The 17,150-nt window shown below is 74.3% G+C and carries 20 protein-coding genes; 9 read left to right on the forward strand and 11 right to left on the reverse strand.

Annotated features, from left to right (window positions below; genetic code table 11):
• A partial coding sequence (locus tag E2C05_RS18120; RefSeq protein ID WP_133221058.1) for a Bug family tripartite tricarboxylate transporter substrate binding protein occupies nucleotides 1–958 on the forward strand: 958 nt, incomplete at its 5' end.
• A gap of 213 nt (nucleotides 959–1,171) precedes the next feature.
• Here E2C05_RS18120 and E2C05_RS18125 read toward each other — a convergent pair.
• Complete coding sequence (locus E2C05_RS18125; protein WP_133221059.1) at nucleotides 1,172–1,423, reverse strand: hypothetical protein; 252 nt, start codon at nucleotides 1,421–1,423, stop codon at nucleotides 1,172–1,174.
• A 247-nt stretch (nucleotides 1,424–1,670) separates the two neighbouring features.
• Between E2C05_RS18125 and E2C05_RS18130 the strand changes: the two genes are divergently transcribed.
• The gene (locus E2C05_RS18130) at nucleotides 1,671–2,537 is read left to right on the forward strand and encodes a transporter substrate-binding domain-containing protein (RefSeq protein WP_133221060.1); all 867 of its coding nucleotides are present in this window, start codon (nucleotides 1,671–1,673) and stop codon (nucleotides 2,535–2,537) included.
• Here E2C05_RS18130 and E2C05_RS34060 read toward each other — a convergent pair.
• Nucleotides 2,501–2,749, reverse strand: coding sequence for a hypothetical protein (locus E2C05_RS34060; protein ID WP_192912484.1), 249 nt, complete (start codon nucleotides 2,747–2,749; stop codon nucleotides 2,501–2,503). The two genes, E2C05_RS18130 and E2C05_RS34060, sit on opposite strands and share 37 nt — an antisense overlap.
• A 9-nt stretch (nucleotides 2,750–2,758) precedes the next feature.
• Here E2C05_RS34060 and E2C05_RS18135 point away from each other — a divergent pair, with 9 nt between their 5' ends.
• Nucleotides 2,759–3,448 carry an amino acid ABC transporter ATP-binding protein gene (locus E2C05_RS18135; protein ID WP_207191727.1) on the forward strand — a complete coding sequence of 230 codons (690 nt, stop codon included), beginning with the start codon at nucleotides 2,759–2,761 and terminating at the stop codon, nucleotides 3,446–3,448.
• Nucleotides 3,449–3,457: 9 nt separating this feature from the next.
• Here the strand turns inward: E2C05_RS18135 and E2C05_RS18140 are convergent, their stop codons facing one another.
• Nucleotides 3,458–4,036 carry a hypothetical protein gene (locus tag E2C05_RS18140; RefSeq protein WP_133221061.1) on the reverse strand — a complete coding sequence of 193 codons (579 nt, stop codon included), beginning with the start codon at nucleotides 4,034–4,036 and terminating at the stop codon, nucleotides 3,458–3,460.
• A 68-nt stretch (nucleotides 4,037–4,104) separates the two neighbouring features.
• On the opposite strand from E2C05_RS18140, the gene E2C05_RS18145 reads away from it, so the two are divergent.
• Both E2C05_RS18145 and E2C05_RS18150 read left to right on the forward strand, forming a co-directional pair.
• A complete protein-coding gene (locus tag E2C05_RS18145; protein WP_133221062.1) occupies nucleotides 4,105–4,785 on the forward strand; it encodes an amino acid ABC transporter permease in 681 nt (226 codons plus the stop codon).
• A 64-nt stretch (nucleotides 4,786–4,849) separates the two neighbouring features.
• Nucleotides 4,850–5,530, forward strand: a complete 681-nt coding sequence (locus tag E2C05_RS18150; protein ID WP_133221063.1) for an amino acid ABC transporter permease — start codon at nucleotides 4,850–4,852, stop codon at nucleotides 5,528–5,530.
• A gap of 146 nt (nucleotides 5,531–5,676) precedes the next feature.
• Here the strand turns inward: E2C05_RS18150 and E2C05_RS18155 are convergent, their stop codons facing one another.
• The 3 genes from E2C05_RS18155 to E2C05_RS18165 form a co-directional block, all read right to left on the reverse strand.
• Nucleotides 5,677–6,147 carry a GNAT family N-acetyltransferase gene (locus E2C05_RS18155; RefSeq protein ID WP_158292216.1) on the reverse strand — a complete coding sequence of 157 codons (471 nt, stop codon included), beginning with the start codon at nucleotides 6,145–6,147 and terminating at the stop codon, nucleotides 5,677–5,679.
• Nucleotides 6,148–6,269: 122 nt separating this feature from the next.
• The gene (locus tag E2C05_RS18160; protein ID WP_133221065.1) at nucleotides 6,270–6,965 is read right to left on the reverse strand and encodes a substrate-binding domain-containing protein; all 696 of its coding nucleotides are present in this window, start codon (nucleotides 6,963–6,965) and stop codon (nucleotides 6,270–6,272) included.
• A gap of 33 nt (nucleotides 6,966–6,998) precedes the next feature.
• Nucleotides 6,999–7,427 (reverse strand): hypothetical protein, encoded by a 429-nt coding sequence (locus E2C05_RS18165; protein ID WP_133221066.1) that lies wholly within the window; start codon nucleotides 7,425–7,427, stop codon nucleotides 6,999–7,001.
• A gap of 213 nt (nucleotides 7,428–7,640) precedes the next feature.
• On the opposite strand from E2C05_RS18165, the gene E2C05_RS18170 reads away from it, so the two are divergent.
• Both E2C05_RS18170 and E2C05_RS18175 read left to right on the forward strand, forming a co-directional pair.
• The gene (locus E2C05_RS18170; RefSeq protein ID WP_133221067.1) at nucleotides 7,641–8,615 is read left to right on the forward strand and encodes a tripartite tricarboxylate transporter substrate binding protein; all 975 of its coding nucleotides are present in this window, start codon (nucleotides 7,641–7,643) and stop codon (nucleotides 8,613–8,615) included.
• A complete protein-coding gene (locus E2C05_RS18175; protein ID WP_133221068.1) occupies nucleotides 8,612–9,580 on the forward strand; it encodes a tripartite tricarboxylate transporter substrate binding protein in 969 nt (322 codons plus the stop codon). Before E2C05_RS18170 ends, E2C05_RS18175 begins: the two co-directional genes overlap by 4 nt.
• Before the next feature lie 57 nt (nucleotides 9,581–9,637).
• On the opposite strand, the gene E2C05_RS18180 is transcribed toward E2C05_RS18175, so the two are convergent.
• The 3 genes from E2C05_RS18180 to E2C05_RS18190 all read right to left on the reverse strand — a co-directional run bounded on the left by E2C05_RS18180 (nucleotide 9,638) and on the right by E2C05_RS18190 (nucleotide 11,493).
• Nucleotides 9,638–10,111, reverse strand: a complete 474-nt coding sequence (locus E2C05_RS18180; RefSeq protein WP_133221069.1) for a DUF3237 domain-containing protein — start codon at nucleotides 10,109–10,111, stop codon at nucleotides 9,638–9,640.
• Between the two features lie 25 nt (nucleotides 10,112–10,136).
• Complete coding sequence (locus tag E2C05_RS18185; protein ID WP_133221070.1) at nucleotides 10,137–10,553, reverse strand: rhodanese-like domain-containing protein; 417 nt, start codon at nucleotides 10,551–10,553, stop codon at nucleotides 10,137–10,139.
• Between the two features lie 82 nt (nucleotides 10,554–10,635).
• Nucleotides 10,636–11,493 (reverse strand): dienelactone hydrolase family protein, encoded by an 858-nt coding sequence (locus E2C05_RS18190; RefSeq protein WP_133221071.1) that lies wholly within the window; start codon nucleotides 11,491–11,493, stop codon nucleotides 10,636–10,638.
• Between the two features lie 216 nt (nucleotides 11,494–11,709).
• Here E2C05_RS18190 and E2C05_RS18195 point away from each other — a divergent pair, with 216 nt between their 5' ends.
• Both E2C05_RS18195 and E2C05_RS18200 read left to right on the forward strand, forming a co-directional pair.
• Nucleotides 11,710–12,438 (forward strand): maleate cis-trans isomerase family protein, encoded by a 729-nt coding sequence (locus E2C05_RS18195; RefSeq protein WP_133221072.1) that lies wholly within the window; start codon nucleotides 11,710–11,712, stop codon nucleotides 12,436–12,438.
• Nucleotides 12,439–12,517: 79 nt separating this feature from the next.
• Nucleotides 12,518–14,593 carry a TonB-dependent receptor gene (locus E2C05_RS18200; RefSeq protein WP_133221073.1) on the forward strand — a complete coding sequence of 692 codons (2,076 nt, stop codon included), beginning with the start codon at nucleotides 12,518–12,520 and terminating at the stop codon, nucleotides 14,591–14,593.
• 33 nt (nucleotides 14,594–14,626) lie between these two features.
• Here the strand turns inward: E2C05_RS18200 and E2C05_RS18205 are convergent, their stop codons facing one another.
• Together E2C05_RS18205 and pncA are read right to left on the reverse strand one after the other, a co-directional pair.
• Nucleotides 14,627–15,829, reverse strand: coding sequence for an MFS transporter (locus E2C05_RS18205; protein WP_133221074.1), 1,203 nt, complete (start codon nucleotides 15,827–15,829; stop codon nucleotides 14,627–14,629).
• Nucleotides 15,830–16,225: 396 nt separating this feature from the next.
• Nucleotides 16,226–16,972: a bifunctional nicotinamidase/pyrazinamidase gene (pncA, locus tag E2C05_RS18210; protein ID WP_338045149.1), complete on the reverse strand. Its 747-nt coding sequence runs from the start codon at nucleotides 16,970–16,972 to the stop codon at nucleotides 16,226–16,228.
• Nucleotides 16,973–17,150: the final 178 nt, after the last annotated feature.

Raw genomic sequence — 17,150 nt, forward strand, 5'->3', positions numbered from 1 at the left:
CGGCCTGGCGGCGGGGCTGGGCGCGGCGGCGGGGGGCGCCCCGGGGCGGGCCCGGGCGCAGGACGCGCTGCCGCGCCAGGTCCGCATCGTGGTCGGCTTCGCCCCCGGCGGTGCCAACGACATCATGGCCCGGCTGCTGGCGCAGAAGCTGAACGAACGCCTGCCGGGCAGCGTCTTCACGGTGGAGAACCGGCCGGGCGCCGCCACCCTGGTCGCCGCCGAATATGTGGCGCGGTCGGCGCCGGACGGGACCGTGCTGCTCTACGCCTCCCTCTCCACCCTGATCGCGCCGCTGGTCAGCCGCGCCGCGACGCTAGACCCGGTGCGGGATTTCGCGCCGGTCGCCATGGCGCAATCCTCGCCCCTGCTGCTGGTGGCGCGGGCGGATTCGCCCCTGCGCACGCTGGCGGATGTGCTGGCCCTGGCGCGGGAGAGGCCGGGGCGCGTCACCGTTTCCCACCCCGGGCAGGGCGGCATCAACCACCTGTCCATGGCGATGCTGATGCAGGCGACCGGCACCGAATTCACCCTGGTGCCCTATACCGGCAATGCCCCGTCGCTGACCGCGCTGGTGCGGGGGGAAGTCGACCTGGCAAGCGATTCCATCATCGCCGCCCGTAGCCTGCTGGAGGCGGGGCAGCTTCGGCCGATCGCGGTCAGCAGCGCGGGGCGCGCCGCGGCGCTGCCGGCGGTGCCGAGCTTCGCCGAGACGGTGCCGGGCTACGAGGTGGGGTTCTGGGGCGGCGTGCTGGCGCCGCGGGCGACGCCGCAGCCACTGCTCGACCGGCTGAACCGGGAGCTGGATGCGGTGCTGCGCCAGCCCGAGGTGGCGGAGCGGATCCGCGGCATGGGCGCCGACCCGGCCGGCGGCAGCCGCGCCGACTATGCCCGGGTGATCGAGCAGGACTGGGCGACCTATGGCCGCCTGGTGCGGGAAACCGGACTGCGCGGCGACTAGCGGCGGGCCGCTGCGCCGCCGCGGTCCGGTCCGCGGCGACGGTGCACCCAGGCGTCGGCCGGGGCGCCGTAAGGTGCTTTCGCGCTAGGCGACGCCGCCCATGGTGCCGCGAGGCTGGCCGGCGCGACGCCCCCGAAGGATCGTCGGCCTGGAGCGCTCCGCGGGGCCGGCGGGCGCGCCGGCCGGCGGGGTTAGCCGCCGGCCAACCGGGCCTCAGGCACCGGCCGCCTGGGTGCGCGGGCGGCCATGGGTCTCGGGCCCGGCGATGCGCAGCGCCGCCGGGGTGGCGTTCCGCTCGAGCAGCACCAGGCCGAGGATCAGCAGCGCGCCGGCGCCGCAGGCGCCCCAGAAGGCGAGCATGGGCGGGATGCGCCCGGGCGCGAGCGCATCGCTCAGCAGCAGCCCGACCAGCGCGGTGATGAGCATCAGCGCGCCCCCGATCAGTGCGCAGGCGATGCGTTGCATGATGGCCCTTTCCCTTGCGTGCCGTGCCGGGCCGGATTGCCCGTGACCCCCGTTGAACACCCCGGGCCGGGCGCGAAGGCGGACAAGTCGGGGCATTTTCGTGGCATGGCCCCGTGCGCTGCCCGAATTCCAGGCAGGCCCGCGGCGCGGCGCGGCCTGCGGCCGGGGGTGGGCCCGGTTGCGCCCCCGGCGGGGATGCGGGAAGGTCCGCCCGCCCGAACCGCCCCTGCCGGAGATGCCGTTCCCGATGCGCCTGCTGCTTGCCGTCCTTTCGCTCTCCGCCGGTCTTGCCACCGCCGCGGCGGCCCAGACCATGACGGTGGGCGCCGCCGGGTCCGGCCAGCCCCCGCTGCGCTGCGGCGTGGACGGCACCTTCGCGCCGCATGCCTTTCCCAGCCTGCAGGGCGGCGTGCAGGGCTTCCAGATCGACCTGTTCGACGCGGTGGCGAAGAAGCTGAACCGGCCGCTCGAGGTCACCTCGGCCAGCTTCTCCGGCCTGATCCCCGCGCTGAATTCCGGCCGCTACGACTTCCTCTGCGCGCCCACGACGGTGACGCCGGAGCGGGCGGCGAACCTGCTGTTCACCGAGGGCTATCTCTGGACCGAGTTGCAGTTCGGCATCCGCCGCGGCACGCCGCCCATCAGGTCCGAGGAGGATCTGCGCGGCAAGGCGATCAGCGTGAACAAGGGCACGCCCTACGAGCAATGGGTGACCCGCAATGCCGAGCGGCTGAACCTGACCCTGCTGGCCTTCGACAGCCAGGCGGATGCGGCGCAGGCGGTGATCCAGGGCCGGGCCTTCGCCAATTTGTCGGGCAACACGGTGGTGAAGTTCAGCGCCAGCCGCACGCCGCAATATGTCGCGGACTGGGTGCTGCCCGGCACCCGCTTCCACTGGGCGACGCCCTTCCGGCAGGACAGCGGCGCGCTGCGCAACCAGGTGGAGCAGGTGATCGAGTGCCTGAAGAAGGACGGCACGATCGCCGCGCTGTCGAAGAAGTGGTTCGGCGCCGACCCGAAGGAGGATGATGCGGAGCGCGTCGCCTTCCCCGGCTTCGGCCCGCCCAACCTGCCCGGCTACGACGCGACGCCGAACACCGCGGCCTGTTCGTGAATGCGTCCGATGACCGGAGCGCCGCAGGGCGCGAAGGTCTGAATCGGCCGCTCGGCGAAACCTCCGATGACCGGAGCGCCGCAGGGCGCGAAGGTCTGAATCGGCCGCTCGGCGAAACCTCCGATGACCGGAGCGCCGCAGGGCGCGAAGGTCCAGATCGGCCGCGCCAGGCCCATAGGCCGATCGTCGAGGCGCGCGGCATCCACAAGCATTTCGGCCCGCTGCACGTGCTGCGCGGCGTGGACCTGGTGGTGGCGGAGCGCGAGCTGGTCTTCGTCATCGGCCCCAGCGGGTCCGGCAAGTCCACCCTGCTGCGCTGCCTGAACCGGCTGGAGGAGCCGAGCAGCGGCAGCGTGATGGTGGACGGGATCGACCTGCTGGACCGCCGCACCGACCTGAACGCGGCGCGGCAGCGGATCGGCATGGTGTTCCAGTCCTTCAACCTCTACCCGCACATGACGGCGCTGGGGAATGTCGCACTGGCGCTGCGCAAGGTTCAGGGCAAGGCGAGGGCGGAGGCCGAGGCGCGCGCCATGGCGGCGCTGGAGCGCGTGCACCTGGCGGACCGCGCCGGGCACTATCCCGGGCAGCTTTCGGGTGGGCAGCAGCAGCGCGTCGCCATCGCCCGCGCCATCGCGCTCGAGCCCCGGGTGATGCTGTTCGACGAGCCGACCAGCGCGCTCGACCCCGAACTCGTCGGCGGCGTGCTGCAGGCGATGCGGGAGCTGCGGGAGGGTGGCATGACCATGGTGGTGGTCAGCCACGAGATGGGCTTCGCCCGCGCCGCGGCCGACCGGGTGGTGTTCATGGCCGATGGCGCGGTGGTGGAGGAAGGGCCGCCCGCCCAGGTCTTCGGCGCCCCGCGGGAGGCGCGGACGCGCGCCTTCCTCGGCCAGGTGGAGCGGGCCTGAGTGGCGGCGTCAGGTCGCGCCGTCCTCGCAGCTCTTCGGCGGGCGGGTGAAGGCGATCCAGAGGTCGCCGGCCTTCAGGCAGCCCAGCTCCCAGCGGCCCTCGAAGCTCCTGCCCTCCACCTGCAGCCTGCCCTGGCCATGCGGCCCGTCGCGGAACCAGCCGCCCTCGTAGACCAGGCCGGCGGCGGGGATCTCGAAGCGGCCGCCGACCAGGTAGTCGTCGCGGTATTCCCCTTCCTCCCGCACCGTCAGCCGGCCTTCCTCGTAATGGGACAGGCGCCCCTGGCCTTCCGCCTTGCCGGCGCGGAGGCGCCCCTCATAGACCATCTGCCGCTCGCGGCCGGCCGCCCGCCAGGTGGTGACGGCGCGGCCCTCGCCCTCGGCCGGGCCTTCCGGGCAGGTGCCGGTCCAGCTGCCGGCGACGCCCTCGGCCGCGGCGGGCAGGCCGCCGACCCAGATCCAGCAGCCGCCGGCGCCGTCGGCGACGAAGCCGGATCGCTGGCCGGGGATGGCCCGCTGGTCCTCCGGCGGCGGGCCGAGGGCGGCGAGCAGCAAAGCGAGCAGGGGCAGCAGGGCGCGGTGGGGCATCGCGGCGGGTTCCGTCTCTCGGTCCCGAAGCTCTGCACCCGCCGGGGCGTCGGATGCAAGGCGGCGGCATGAGCGGCTGGGATCGCTTCCTCGACAGCTTCTTCAACCTGCGGGTCGCGGCGGAATACCTGCCGAAGATCATCGACGGGTTCTGGCTGACCATCCTGCTGGCGGCCTGCATCATCGCCACCGGGCTGGCGGCGGGGCTGGGGCTGGCGGTGCTGCGGGCGCTGGGGATCCGGCCGCTGAACTGGCTGATCGTCTTCGTCGTCGACCTGTTCCGGGCGCTGCCGCCGCTGGTCGTCATCGCGCTGCTGTATTTCGGCCTGCCGGCGGCGGGGGTGCAGCTTTCGGGCTTCGCCGCGACCTGGCTGTCGCTCTCGCTGGTGCTGATGGCCTTCGCCGAGGAGATCCTGTGGGCCGGCATCACCGCGACGCCGAAGGGCCAGTGGGAGGCGGCGCGAAGCACCGGGCTGTCCTTCCTGCAGACGCTGGGCTGGGTGGTGCTGCCGCAGGCGGTGCGGATGGTGATCCCGCCGCTGACCAACCGCACCATCGCCATCACCAAGGGCACCGCGCTGGGGTCGGTGGTGGCGGTCAGCGAGATCCTGGGCGCGGCGCAGGCGGGCGTCAGCTTCTCCTTCAACCCGACACCGCTGACCCTGGGGGCGCTGGCCTATGTGGTGCTGTTCTTCCCGGTGGTGATCCTCGGCCGCTGGGTCGAGACGCGCTTCGCGTGGAAGCGCTAGCCATGCGGTCGCGGAGGACCGCAGGCGCAGCCGGGGACCAGAGCATGGATCGTATGGCCAGGGCATGACATTCGACGACTTCCTGCTCGCCTTCTTCTCGCTCGACATCCTGCGGCAGGCCTGGCCGATCCTCTGGATGGGGCTGCAGCAGACGCTGCTGCTCTCGGCGGTGGTGGTGCCGCTCGGCGTGCTCGGCGGCACCGTCCTCGCGCTGCTGTCGACGGTGCGGCATCCGCTGGTGCGCTGGCCGCTGATGGCCTGGGTGGACCTGTTCCGCGCCGTGCCGCCGCTGGTCCTGCTGGTCTTCGTCTATGCCGGGCTGCCCTTCGCGGGGCTGGAGGTCTCGGCGCTGGGCGCGGTCGCGATCGGCTTCTTCCTCAACACCGGCGCCTATTACGGGGAAGTCCTACGCGCGGGGATCGAGAGCGTGCCGCGCGGCCAGATGGAGGCGGCGCGCAGCACCGGCCTGACCCGCGGCCAGGCCATGGCCTGGGTCATCCTGCCGCAGGCGGTGCGCAACGTGCTGCCGGACCTGATCAGCAACACGCTGGAGGTGGTGAAGCTCACCTCCATCGCCAGCGTCGTCGCCATGCCGGAATTACTGTTCCAGGCGCGCCAAGCGCAGAGCGTGACCTACAACGCGACGCCGATCATGGCGGCGGCGGTGATCTACTTCCTGCTGCTCTGGCCGGTGGTGCGGCTGCTGAGCCGGCTGGAGAACCGGCAGATCGCCGGGCGGCGATAGGGCGGATCGCGCGGCCCCGCCGCCTGGCCTGCCCGTCGGCGGGTGCCGCCGGCCGGCGCGCCGGGTGTCCGGGGTCCATGGGCGGCTGCCGACAGGGGCCGGGCGCCCGGCGAGGGCGGCGACGCCCTGCCCCGCGCCGCCGCGGCTCAGCCGAGCCGCTTCACCATGGCGATGATGTCGAGCGTGCCGAAGCGGCTCGTCTCCCGTCCCGTCTCGGCATAGCCGAGGGACCGGTAGAAGCGCGCGGCGACCTGCGTGCTGAACAGGCTGGCCTGGGCCACGCCGCGGTCCCGCAGATGCCCTTCCATATGCGCCATCAGCGCCTTGCCGACGCCCTGGAAGCGCGCCTCCGGCGCTACGTAGTTCAGCTGGATCTCGCCGCGCCAGGCGACCATGCCCACCCCGGCCAGCCGGCCATCCTCGCGTTCCGCGACGCAGACCGCGCGGTCGGCGCGGCCGATCCAGCGGCGGAATTCCGCCGGCACCTTGTTCGCCAGCCAGGCGGCCAGCACCTGCGGGTCGCCGCGCCAGTCGGCCACGCAAAGCTCGGTGATCGACCGGCGGGCGAGGTCGCAGGCCGGGCCGGCATCCGCCGCCCGCGCGCCGCGGATCAGCATCGGCGTGCCTTCCGTGTCGCCGCGCCGGGCTGCCCCGTGGCGCGGGCCTGACCGGGCGCCTGCAGGGCAGCGCGACGTCCGGCTTCCCGGCGGATGCGGCATGGGGGCACGGCCCGGCGCAGTCAGCCCGGCGCCACGCCGCGCGCCGCCAGCAGCGCCCGCGCCTCGGCCGAGGCCAGGAACTCCACCATCCGCGCCGCCGCCTCCGCCTGCGGGGTCGCCGCCATCGGCACCGCCATGTAGGTCAGCGGCCGCTGCAGCGGCGGGGGCAACGGCCCCAACACGCGGATGCCCGGGGCCGTCGCCAGCAGCGTCATGGTCCCGGCCAGGATGTCGTCGCCCTGCCCGGCCAGGACGGGGGCGAAGATGTCCATCGGCGCGGTGCGGCGGATGCGCGGCGCCAGCGCCTCGGCGATGCCCAGCCGTTCCAGCACGCCGGCGAAGACCTCGCCGGAGGCGACGCGGTTGAACACGATCAGGTCGGCGCCGAGCAGCGCCGCCTTCAGCGCCGCGGGCGTCGAGACGTCGTGCGCCGGCGAATCGGGCCGGTTGCCGAGGCCGACGCCGACCTCGCCGATCACCGGCCCCGTCGCCGCCCGCACCTGCCCGGACGCGGCAAGCCGCGCCAGGAAATCCGGCTGGACGATGACGAGATCGGCCGCCTCGCCGGATGCGAGGCGCGCCAGCACCGTCGGCGAGGGATCGAAGCCGGCATCGACCGGGAGGCCGGTCACGGCCTCGAACCGCGCCAGGGCCGCGGGCAGCGCCGGCTGCAGCGGGATGTCGGCCAGCACCCGGAGGCGGGACAGGCTGTTCATGGGCTACTCCTTCGGCCGGGCGGGCGCCGCGGCTCAGCCGCGGTATTCCGCCGGGACCGGCATGTTGGTCGCCGGGTTGGTGTCGTGCCGCGACAGGCGCTCCACCACGCCGCCGCCGACCAGGGGCCGCAGCGCCGCTTCCAGTTCATCGGCAGCCGCCTGCGGATAAACCTCCTGCCCCGCCACCCGCAGCGCGAAGGCGCAGAGATGCACCCGCCGCTTCGCCGGGTCCGCCAGCGTCGCCTGGGTCCAGCGATAGAGCGGATCCGCCTGGTCGCCGCGCCGCTCGGCCTCGGCGCAATAGGCCTCGAAGGCATCGAGCTGGCTGACCGGCCTGGCGTCGTGCCGCGCCAGCAGGTCCATCAGCGGCCGCAGCGCCGGTGCATCGGGCGCCGCCCGCGCCAGCTCCGCCAGCGGTTCCGGCAGGTAGACCCGGACCTGGTGCCGCCATGTCTCCGCCATCCGCTCCTCCTCCGCCGCCTGCGGCCATCCTACCGGGTGAGCCGCCTTTCCCCGAAGCCGCGATTCGCGCCGCACCCGTGCGGCCCTGCCGCTGCCCCTGCCCCTCCCCCCGCCGCCCGACCTCTGGCGGCGCGGGGTCCCGCCGACCTCGCTCGGGCGGTTGCCCGGGCCGGGCGGCCGGGCGCAGGCTGGCGGCGGAAACGGACCAAGCGAATGCCCTACCCTCACCGCCTCCCCCGCCGCGCCCTGCTGGCGGCGCCCCTGCTCGCGCCCGCCCTGCCCCGCCCCCTGCGCGCCCAGGCGGGCCGGCCCGTCCGCCTGCTGGTCGGCTTCCCGCCCTCCGCCATCCCCGACCTCGTCTCCCGCCTCTTCGCCCCCGCCCTGTCCGAGGCGCTTGGCCAGCCGGTGGTGGTGGAGAACCGTCCCGGCGCCGGCGGCGCCCTGGCCGCCGAGGCGCTGCTGCGCGCCCCCGCCGATGGCCAGACCCTGATGATGATGGCCCAGTACCTGCCGGCGCTGCCCGCGGTGCAGCGCCACGTTCCCTTCGATGTCGCCGAGGTCCTGCCGCTGGCCGGCACCGCCCAGGCGCCGCTGGTGCTGTTGGCGACGCCCGATCTCGACGTGCGGGACCTCGATGGCTTCCTGGCCCTGGCGCGGCGGCAGGGGGAGGCGCTGGCCTATGGCCATTCCGGCCTGGCCAGCGCGCCCAACCTCGCCATGGCGCTGCTGCGCGACAGCGCCGGCATCGCGCCGCTGGCCGTCGGCTACCGGGGGGAGCCGGAGATCCTGAACGGGTTGCTGACCGGCGCGGTGCGCTGCGGCTTCGGCTTCCTTCCCGGTGCCGCGGCGCAGATCGGCGGCGGGCGGCTGCGCGGCCTCGGCATCACCACCGCCGAGCGCGCCGCGCTGCTGCCGGAGATCCCGAGCTTCGCCGAGCTTGGCCATCCCGCGGTGCGGATCGGCGCTTGGTGGGCGGTGGCGGTGCCGCGCGCGACGCCGGCCGGCATCCAGGCGCGCATCGCCGCCGCCGTCACCCAGGTGCGCGCCCTGCCCGAGACCCGCGCCCGGCTGCAATCCGCCGGCGCCCTGCCGCTCGACCTCGAGGGCGAGCCCCTCCTCGCCTTCACCGCCGCCGAGCGCGACCGCCAGCTTGGCCTGTTCCGGCGCCTGGGCGTGCAGCCGGAATGACGCCGCTGCCCGGGCGTCGCACCCTGCTGCTCGCCCCGCTCGCGGCGCCGGCGGCCGCGCCCGGTCCCGCCCGGGCGCAGGCCTGGCCGGCGCGGCCGCTGCGGATGCTGGTCGGCTACCCGCCCGGCAGCCCGCCCGACCTGATCAGCCGGCTCTTCGGCCCCGGGATGGCGGACCGCCTGGGCCAGCCCGTGCTGGTGGAGAACCGCCCGGGCGCCAACACCGCCCTGGCGACGGAGGCGCTGCTGCGCGCCCCGCCGGACGGCCACACGCTGATGACGATGCCGCAATTCGTCCCCGCCCTGCCGGCGGTGCAGCGCGTCAGCGGCTTCGACGTGGCCGACCTGCTGCCGCTGGCCGGCACCGCGCAGGCGCCCCTGGTGCTGGTGGTGCCGCCGAGGCTGGGCGTCGCCGACCTGCCCGGCTTCCTGGCGCTGGCGCGGACGCGCGGCGAGGCGCTGTCCTTCGCCCATGCCGGCCATGCCGGGGTGCCGAACCTCGCCATGGCGCTGCTGGCCGAGGCGACCGGCATCCGCCCGATGGGCGTGGCCTTCCGCAACACCGTGCAGCCGTTGCTGTCCGGGGACGTGGACTGCGCCTTCGGCTTCCTGCACGACGCGGTGCCGCAGATCCGCGCCGGCAAGCTGGTGGGGCTGGCGGTCACGACGCCGGCGCGGTCGCCGCTGCTGCCGGAGATCCCCTGCTTCGCCGAGCTTGGCCTGCCGGCGGTGGAGATCGCCGCCTGGTTCGCCGTGACCGTGCACCGCGCCGTGCCGCCGCCGCTGCAGGCGCGGCTGATCGCGGCGGTGGAGGCGGTGCGGCCCGACCCGGCCGTGCAGGACCGGCTGACCGCCGCCGGCTTCGCCCCTTTCGCGCTGGATGGCGCGGCGCTGCAGGAATTCGCGCGGCGCGAACGCGACCGGCACCTGGCGCTGTTCGCAAGGCTGGGCGTGACGCCGGAGTGAGCGGCGGCGGGAGGGTTCTCTCCCTCCCGCCGCGCCGGCGGTCAGCGCCGTCCCGCGTCAGCGGATCGCGTAGACGTCGTAGGTCGGGCCGGCCGGCGGGCGCTGGCCGATGCCCACCGCCAGCACGCGATTGAGCCAGGCGAGGTCCGGGTCGCTCGTCTCGAAGCGGATGGCGATGCGGAAATAGTAGTCGGCGGGGTCCACCGCCTCGCCGCGGCCGAGCCGTGCCAGCACCTCGGGCGGGCCGCTGCGCACGCCGCTGTAGGACATGAAGAAATGCTGCCCCGCCGCGGTCCGCATCACCAGGCGCACATCCATATGCGCGGTGCCGTCCGGCTCCACCCGCAGCCAGTCGGCGGTGGTGCCGGGCACCAGCGTGCCCTGCAGCGACGGCCCCTCGAAGGTGCCGCCTATCACCGGGATCACCCGCAGCTCCTGCCCCGGGCCGGCGGCGGCCATCTGCGGGGTGCCGGCCTGCAGCACCATGCGGAACAGGAATTCGCTGCGCAGCGGCAGCGGCGCGATGGCCATGGCTGTTGTCCTCCCTTGCCTCGGATCAGCGCTGCCGCCAGGGCAGGCCGCTGGCCTTCCAGCCGGCGATGCTGCCGCGATGCCCCTCGGCATCCACCGGCCCCTCGAACCCGTCTGCGACGTTGAAGGCCCGCGGGAAGCCAGCCGCCTGCGCCGCCATCCCGGCCGACAGGCTGCGCGCGCCGGAGCGGCAGATGAAATAGAGGCTGTTCGCCTCGGTCAGCCCGGCCTTGCGCAGATGCTCGGCGAAGGCGCGGTTCACCTCCATCGACGGGTACATCTGCCAGGGGATCAGCAGCGGCTGCTTCGCCAGGTCGGCGATGTCCGGCAGGCCGACGAAATTCCACTCGGCATCGGTGCGGACATCGATCAGCACGGCGTCGGGGTCGGCCTTCAGCGCCTCCCAGGTCTCGGCGGGGCTGATATCGGGCACGCCTGCCATGCGCTCTCGCTCCATCGTCTCGTCCGCCGGCATCCTGGGATGCCGGCGGCGGATGGGCAATGCGCCGATCGACCGGGCGCGGTCAGGGCTGGCCGAGCGCGGTCACCACCAGCCCCAGCACCCGGTCGGCCGCCACCATGGTCACCCCCGGGTCGGGCTGCACCCAGGCGCGGCGGCCCGGCTGGGTCGGGTCGGGCAGCAGCGCCACGCCGCCCGGCCGGACCATGCCATAGGCGTCCCAGCCATAGCTGGCGCCGGTCAGCACCCGGTGCCGCACGCGATCCTGCGCCGGGAGGCCGGCGGCCACCGCGGTGCAGGCGGCGGTGTCGTTCACCGCATCCTCGTCGCCATGCAGCAGCAGCACCTGCGGCCGCTGCGTCGTGTTCGCGGCCACCGCCCCCGCCGCCCGCGCCAGGGCCTGGTCGCAGCCGGGATAGAGCAGGGCGAGGCCAGCCACCGTGGCTTCGCCCGGCCGGAGGCTGCCGAGCCCGAGCAGCGCCGCCCGCGCCCCCTCCCCCAGGCCGATCACGGCGATGCGGGCCGCGTCCAGCCGCGGATCGGCGGCGACCGCCGCCAGCAGGATGGCCAGCCGCATCGGCGGCGGCGGCGGCTCCGCGTCCTCCGCCCCGGCGCCGAAATGGGCTTCCAGCACCGCGTAGCCGTTCTCCAGCACGCGCTGGCCATAGACCGCGCTGCGCGGCCCGGCCCCGTCCTGGTCCGGCAGCAGCAGCACCACCGGGGCGGGACGGCCCGGCCGTGGCGCCTGCGGCAGGGTCAGCAGCCCGACCTCGCCATCGCCGAGCGCGAGCAGTTCGGTATCCTCGACCGCCGGGTGGGGCGTGGCGGCGCCGGCCGGGCCGGCCAGCAGGGCCGGCAGCATCAGGGCCAGCGCGGCCAGCCGCCGCCAGGGCTGCATGCGGACAAGGGTCCTGCCGGTCATCGAGCCGCCTCCACGTCGCCGCCTGCTGCAGCGCAGTGTGGTGCAACCATGTCGGTCCCGCCTGTGTCCTGCAACACAGCGCGGGCCGAGCGGCGGGCGGGACGGCGAGCGCGCGCGGAGGCCCCAAATTGCGCTGGCATCAGCGGATCGCGTCGCCTGGCGGATCCGCGGGCCGGTCCGGTTGACCGGCAACGGCGCAATCGTTGACAACGGCGCATGACCCAGACGCTGCGCCTCGGCATGCTCACGCCGTCCTCGAACACCGTGCTGGAGCCGCTGACGGCCGCCATGCTGGCCGACCTGCCGGGCGTGACGGCGCATGCCGCGCGCCTCCGGGTTGTGGCGATCAACCTGGGCGAGGGATCGCGCGCGCAATTCGATCCCGCGCCGGTGCTGGCGGCGGCGGAGCTGCTGGCGGATGCCAGGGTGCACAGCATCTGCTGGAACGGCACCAGCGGCTCGTGGCTCGGGCTCGACCAGGATCGAGCGCTCTGCGCCGCCATCACGGCGGCGACCGGCCTTCCCGCCATCACCGCGACCCTGGCGCTGCTGCGGGCGCTGTCGGCGCTGGGCGCGACGCGGCTCGGCCTCGTCACGCCCTATCTGGCGGAGGTGCAGACCGCCATCGCCGGGCGCATGGCGGCGGAAGGCATCGCCTGCGTCGCCGAGCGCCACCTGGAGGATCCCGGCAATTACAGCTTCTGCGAGCATGACGAGGCGACCATCGCCGCCATGGTGCGGGCGGTGGCGGCGGCGGGCCCGCAGGCCATCGCCATCCACTGCACCAATTTCCGCGGCGGCCGCATCGCCCCGGCGCTGGAGGCGGAGCTCGGCATCCCGGTGCTGGACAGCGTCGCCGTCGCGCTGTGGGGCGCGATCGGCGTGGCGGGCGGCGATGCGGCGCCGCTGGCCCGGCATGGCCGGGTCTTCGCCCTGCCCTGGTGAGGCGGCCGAGGCGGCGGGCACGAGGCGGCGCGCACGAGGCGGGCTTTACGAGAGTTATGTTATAACATAACGTGACGTTATGTTGCATCGCCTCCTGCCCGCCCTGCCCTTCCTCCTCGTCCTTCCCGCCGCGGCGCAGGACGAACTGCCCGAACTCGTCGTCCAGGCCCGCCAGGCCGAAGCCGCGCGCCAGGGCATCCTGGCCCGCTTCGGCGCGCGGGAGGTGGTGGTGGACCGCGAGACGATCGAGGCGCTGCCCGGCGGCGCCAACCAGCCGCTGAACCAGGTGCTGCTGCAGACGCCCGGCGTCGCGCAGGACAGCTTTGGCGACATCCATATCCGCGGCGAGCACCGGAACCTGCAGTACCGGCTGAACGGCGTCGCCCTGCCCGAAGGGCTGCAGGGCTTCGGCCAGGTCTTCGATGCCCGCGGCCTGCGCAGCGCGAGCGTGCTGACCGGCGCGCTGCCGGCGCAATTCGGCTTCCGCACCAACGCTGTCATCGCGCTCGAGACGCGGAGCGGCGCGCTGGATCCCGGCGGGTCCGTCGGCGTCTATGGCGGCAGCTTCGGCACCATCCAGCCGCATGCCAGCTGGGCCGGCTTCCTCGGCGGCTGGGATGTCTTCGCCACCGGCACCTGGCTGCAATCCGACCGCGGGGTCGAGAACCCGACGCGCGGCCGCACCGTGGCGAACAACGAGACGGAGCAGTTGCGCGGCCTGGTCTATGCGGCGCGGCAGATCGACGCGACCACGCGCCTGTCCCTCATCGGCGGCACGGCGCTGAACCGCTTCGGCATCCCGGCGCCGGGCGCCGTGCAGAACGCCTTCAACCCCTTCGGGCGGGAGGATTTCAGCAGCCAGGGCCTGCGCAGCCGGCAATGGGAGCGGAGCTGGTACGGCGTCGCCGCCCTGCAGAAGGCGGTGACGGCCGATATCGACATCCAGGTCGCGCCCTTCATCCGCTACTCCTCCCTGCACTACCTGCCGGATGCGGTGAACGAGCTGGCCTTCAACGGCGTCGCCTCCGACGTGGTGCGGCAGAGCTTCGCCGCCGGGCTGCAGACCGACGCCTCCTGGCGCGTCGCCGAGCGCCACACGCTGCGCGCCGGCGTCCAGTTCACCGGCGAGCGCAGCCGCTACAGCGCCCGGACCGCGGTCTTCGCCCTGGACGGCAATGGCGAGGCCGGCACCGATCCCTTCCTCCTGCAGGACCGCCAGGGGCGGACCGGCTGGCAATACGGCGTCTATGTGCAGGACGAGTGGCGGCTGACCGACCGGCTGACCCTCAACCTGGGCGTCCGCGCCGACCGGATCGAGCAGTACACCACGAACGGCCAGGTCTCGCCGCGCGCCAACCTGGTCTGGCGCGCGACCGACGCGACCACGCTGCATGCCGGCTATGCCCGCACCTTCACCCCGGTGCAGCAGGAACTGATCGCCGGCGGCACGCTGGCGCGCTTCGTCGGCACCACCAACGAGCCCTTCAGCCTGGAGAACGGCACCCCGCGGCCGGAGCGCGCCCACCGCTTCGACGCCGGCATCTCCCACCGCGTCACGCCGGCATGGACCATCGGCGTCGATGCCTACTACAAGTCGGTGCAGGACCTGCTGGATTTCGGCCAGTTCGGCGGCGCCCTGATCTTCACGCCGATCAACTACCGCCAGGGCCGCATCTACGGCACCGAGTTCAGCACCAGCTACCGCCTGGACAACCTCCTGCTCTACGGCAACCTGGCGATCAGCCGCTCGACCGGCCGCGACATCCGCTCCGCCCAGTTCAACATCGAGCCGGAGGAGCTGGCCTATATCTCCCGCAAGTACATCCGCACCGACCACGACCAGCTGCTGACCGGCAGCGCCGGCGCGGTCTGGCGCGCCTGGGAAGGCGGGCGGCTGTCGGCCAGCCTGCTCTACGGCAGCGGGCTGCGGAAGGGCTTCGCCAGCACCGAGAGCGTGACGCCCTACGTCACCGCCAATCTCGGCGTGCAGCAGGACCTGGTGCTGCCGGACGGCGGCACCTGGACGGCGCGCCTCGACGTGCTGAACATCGCCGACCGCGCCTACCTGCTGCGCGACGGCTCCGGCGTCGGGGTCGGGGCGCCGCAATACGGCGCCCGGCGCGGCGTCTTCGCCGGCCTGTCGCGGAATTTCTGAGGCCGGGCACCGGACCGCGCGCCGGCGGGGCCGTCAGGCCGGCCTCAGCCCCGGCGCGCGCAGCCGCGGCAGCGGCGGGAAGGTGAAGGCGATGGCCACAGCGCCGAGCCCTACCGCCAGCGAGGCCAAGTGCATGCCGGCATAGCTGCCGAAGCGGTCGAAGATCCAGCCGCCCACCGCCGGCCCGGCCGCCATGCCGAGGCAGGAGATCATCGTCGCGGCGCCGAACACCGTGCCCATGATGCGCGGCCCGAAATAGTCGCGCGCCAGCACCGCATAGAGCGGCATGACGCCGCCATAGGCCAGGCCGAAGACGGCGGCGACGCCGTAGAACTCGCCCAGGCTGCGGGCCGGCAGGAAGGCGCCGATCGCCAGCGCCTGCAGCAGCAGCCCGCCGATCAGCACCGGCTTGGCGCCGTGCCGGTCCGCCAGCACGCCCAGCAGCAGCCGCCCGCCGAGGCCGGCCAGCCCCTGCAGGCTGTAGACGCTGACCGCGGTCATCGCCGACAGGCCGCAGACCATGGCGTAGCTGACGACGTGGAAGATCGGCCCGGAATGCGCCAGGCAGCAGGCGAAGAAGGTCGCGGCCAGCACCGCGAATTGCCGCGTGCCCAGGGCCTGCCGCGCGGTCAGGTCCCGGCCGGCCGCCGCCGCAGGGCTGCCGGCGACCATCGACGGGGCCCGCCGCAGCAGCAGCGCCGCTGGCAGCAGCACTGCCCAGGCGACCAGGCCGATGACCAGCATCGCCTCCCGCCAGTCATGGCCGGAGAGCAGCCATTGCGCGAAGGGCGCCACGGTCAGCGGCGCCATGCCCAGCCCGGCCGAGACCAGCGACACCGCGAGCGCCCGCTGCCGGTCGAACCAGGCGCTGGCCGCGGCCATCATCGGCGCGAAGAAGGCGCCGACCGCGGCGCCGAGGAACAGCCCATAGGCGAGCTGGAAGGCCAGCAGGCTCTCCGCCCGGCTGGCCAGCACCAGCCCGGCGCCGAGCAGCAGGCCGCCGGCCAGGCCGACAAGGCGCGGGCCGTAGCGGTCGCTGACCGCGCCCCAGCCGAAGGCCCCCAGCCCCATGGCCAGGAAGGCGACGGTCATCGAGCCGGAGAGGCCGGCGCGGGACCAGCCGGTGCCGGCGGCGATGGGGTCGAGGAAGACGGCGAGGGAGAACATCGATCCCATGCCGACGCAGCTCATCAGCGCCCCGACGGCGACGATCACCCAGCCATAATGGCGTTCCATTGGTTTCCCCCCGGGGCGGCGGCATCGTGGTGCCGTGGCGCCGCGCCCTTCCTTGCCGCCCATCGTCCCAGAGAATGGCCGCGCGGCAAACCGCCATGTCGGGCCTGCGCCGCATGGTGAGCGGCGGGAGCGGGGAGGCGCGGCGGCAACGGAACGGTGCGGCGGCGTCCGGCCGGGCGCGGCCGGGCGATGCCGGCCCGCAGGATCATCGGGTCCGGCGCGCAGCCGCGAAGGCGATCCGCGCAGGGCGGCCGGTCCGCACGGCGGCATCGCAGCATGGCCGGCGCCGCCTGCCCTCGGCGGGGCCGGTGGGTCGCCGCTCCCGGCGGGCCGATACCCGGGGCACGCGGCGCCTCCGCCCCGCCCGGGCGCTGCCGCGCCGTCCTTCGCCCCGCCTCAGCCGAAGGCGGCGCTGGTCACGAATTGCACGCCGGCGGCGGCGAGGTTGCGCTTGGCCAGGTCGATCGTCGTGCCGCCCTCGGCCGGCAGGCCGATGCCGCGGCAGGCATCCTCGATGACGAAGACCTGGTAGCCCAGCCGCGCCGCATCCTCGGCCGAATAGGCGACGCAGTAGTCGGTGGCGAGGCCGGCGAGGAAGAGGCGCCGCAGCCCGCGCGCCTGCAGCCAGCCATGCAGGCCGGTGGTGGTGCGGCGGTCGTTCTCGAAGAAGGCGGAATAGCTGTCGATCTCGCGCCGGAATCCCTTGCGGACGATCAGCTCGATCCGCGCCTGCGCCAGGTCCTTGTGCAGCTCGGCATTCGGGCTGCCCTGGATGCCGTGGTCCGGCCACAGCACCTGCTGGCCATAGGGCATCTGCACCACCTCGAAGGGCTTCTTCCCGGGATGCGAGGACGCGAAGGAGGAGTGCCCGGCCGGATGCCAATCCTGCGTGGCGAAGGCATGCGCGAAGGGCCCGCCCAGCAGCCGGTTGATGGCGGGCACCACCTGGTCGCCGCCTTCCACCGCCAGCTCGCCGCCCGGCATGAAGGTGGGCTGCACATCGATGATGCCGAGGATGTCGGTAGCGGGGTCGGGGACGAGTCCGGCCATGGCGGGGCTCCGTGTCTGCGCGCTGGCGGCGGGGACGAGCGTGGTGGCGGCAAGCGCCGCGAGCGCCTCGCGGCGCGGCAGGTCATGTGTCATCGGCGGGATCTCCTGCACCGGGACCGCGGCAGGCTACCCCGCTTCGCGCGCGGCGCCGAACGCAAAGCGCGGCGGCGCCCGCCTGGCCGGGCGGCGCGACCCGTCCCGGCGCGGACGGCAGCGGGCGGCCCGGCGCGGGACAGGCCCGGCGATCCTGCCCTCGCCGCAGGCCGCCGTG

It is taken from the genome of Paracraurococcus ruber (assembly GCF_004353985.1).
GTDB classification, from domain to species: Bacteria; Pseudomonadota; Alphaproteobacteria; order Acetobacterales; family Acetobacteraceae; genus Paracraurococcus; species Paracraurococcus ruber.

Excerpts from the sequence above, each read along its gene's own strand:
- E2C05_RS18165 (WP_133221066.1), bottom strand. The coding sequence starts at position 7,427 with ATGGCGGAGACATGGCGGCACCAGGTCCGGGTCTACCTGCCGGAACCG.
- E2C05_RS18190 (WP_133221071.1), bottom strand. The coding sequence starts at position 11,493 with ATGACCGGCAGGACCCTTGTCCGCATGCAGCCCTGGCGGCGGCTGGCC.
- E2C05_RS18185 (WP_133221070.1), bottom strand. The coding sequence starts at position 10,553 with ATGGCAGGCGTGCCCGATATCAGCCCCGCCGAGACCTGGGAGGCGCTG.
- E2C05_RS18145 (WP_133221062.1), top strand. The coding sequence starts at position 4,105 with ATGAGCGGCTGGGATCGCTTCCTCGACAGCTTCTTCAACCTGCGGGTC.
- E2C05_RS18175 (WP_133221068.1), top strand. The coding sequence starts at position 8,612 with ATGACGCCGCTGCCCGGGCGTCGCACCCTGCTGCTCGCCCCGCTCGCG.
- E2C05_RS18200 (WP_133221073.1), top strand. The coding sequence starts at position 12,518 with ATGTTGCATCGCCTCCTGCCCGCCCTGCCCTTCCTCCTCGTCCTTCCC.
- E2C05_RS18150 (WP_133221063.1), top strand. The coding sequence starts at position 4,850 with ATGACATTCGACGACTTCCTGCTCGCCTTCTTCTCGCTCGACATCCTG.
- E2C05_RS18180 (WP_133221069.1), bottom strand. The coding sequence starts at position 10,111 with ATGGCCATCGCGCCGCTGCCGCTGCGCAGCGAATTCCTGTTCCGCATG.
- E2C05_RS18160 (WP_133221065.1), bottom strand. The coding sequence starts at position 6,965 with ATGAACAGCCTGTCCCGCCTCCGGGTGCTGGCCGACATCCCGCTGCAG.
- E2C05_RS18195 (WP_133221072.1), top strand. The coding sequence starts at position 11,710 with ATGACCCAGACGCTGCGCCTCGGCATGCTCACGCCGTCCTCGAACACC.
- pncA (WP_338045149.1), bottom strand. The coding sequence starts at position 16,972 with ATGACACATGACCTGCCGCGCCGCGAGGCGCTCGCGGCGCTTGCCGCC.
- E2C05_RS18125 (WP_133221059.1), bottom strand. The coding sequence starts at position 1,423 with ATGCAACGCATCGCCTGCGCACTGATCGGGGGCGCGCTGATGCTCATC.
- E2C05_RS18130 (WP_133221060.1), top strand. The coding sequence starts at position 1,671 with ATGCGCCTGCTGCTTGCCGTCCTTTCGCTCTCCGCCGGTCTTGCCACC.
- E2C05_RS18205 (WP_133221074.1), bottom strand. The coding sequence starts at position 15,829 with ATGGAACGCCATTATGGCTGGGTGATCGTCGCCGTCGGGGCGCTGATG.
- E2C05_RS18170 (WP_133221067.1), top strand. The coding sequence starts at position 7,641 with ATGCCCTACCCTCACCGCCTCCCCCGCCGCGCCCTGCTGGCGGCGCCC.
- E2C05_RS18140 (WP_133221061.1), bottom strand. The coding sequence starts at position 4,036 with ATGCCCCACCGCGCCCTGCTGCCCCTGCTCGCTTTGCTGCTCGCCGCC.
- E2C05_RS34060 (WP_192912484.1), bottom strand. The coding sequence starts at position 2,749 with ATGCTTGTGGATGCCGCGCGCCTCGACGATCGGCCTATGGGCCTGGCG.
- E2C05_RS18155 (WP_158292216.1), bottom strand. The coding sequence starts at position 6,147 with ATGCTGATCCGCGGCGCGCGGGCGGCGGATGCCGGCCCGGCCTGCGAC.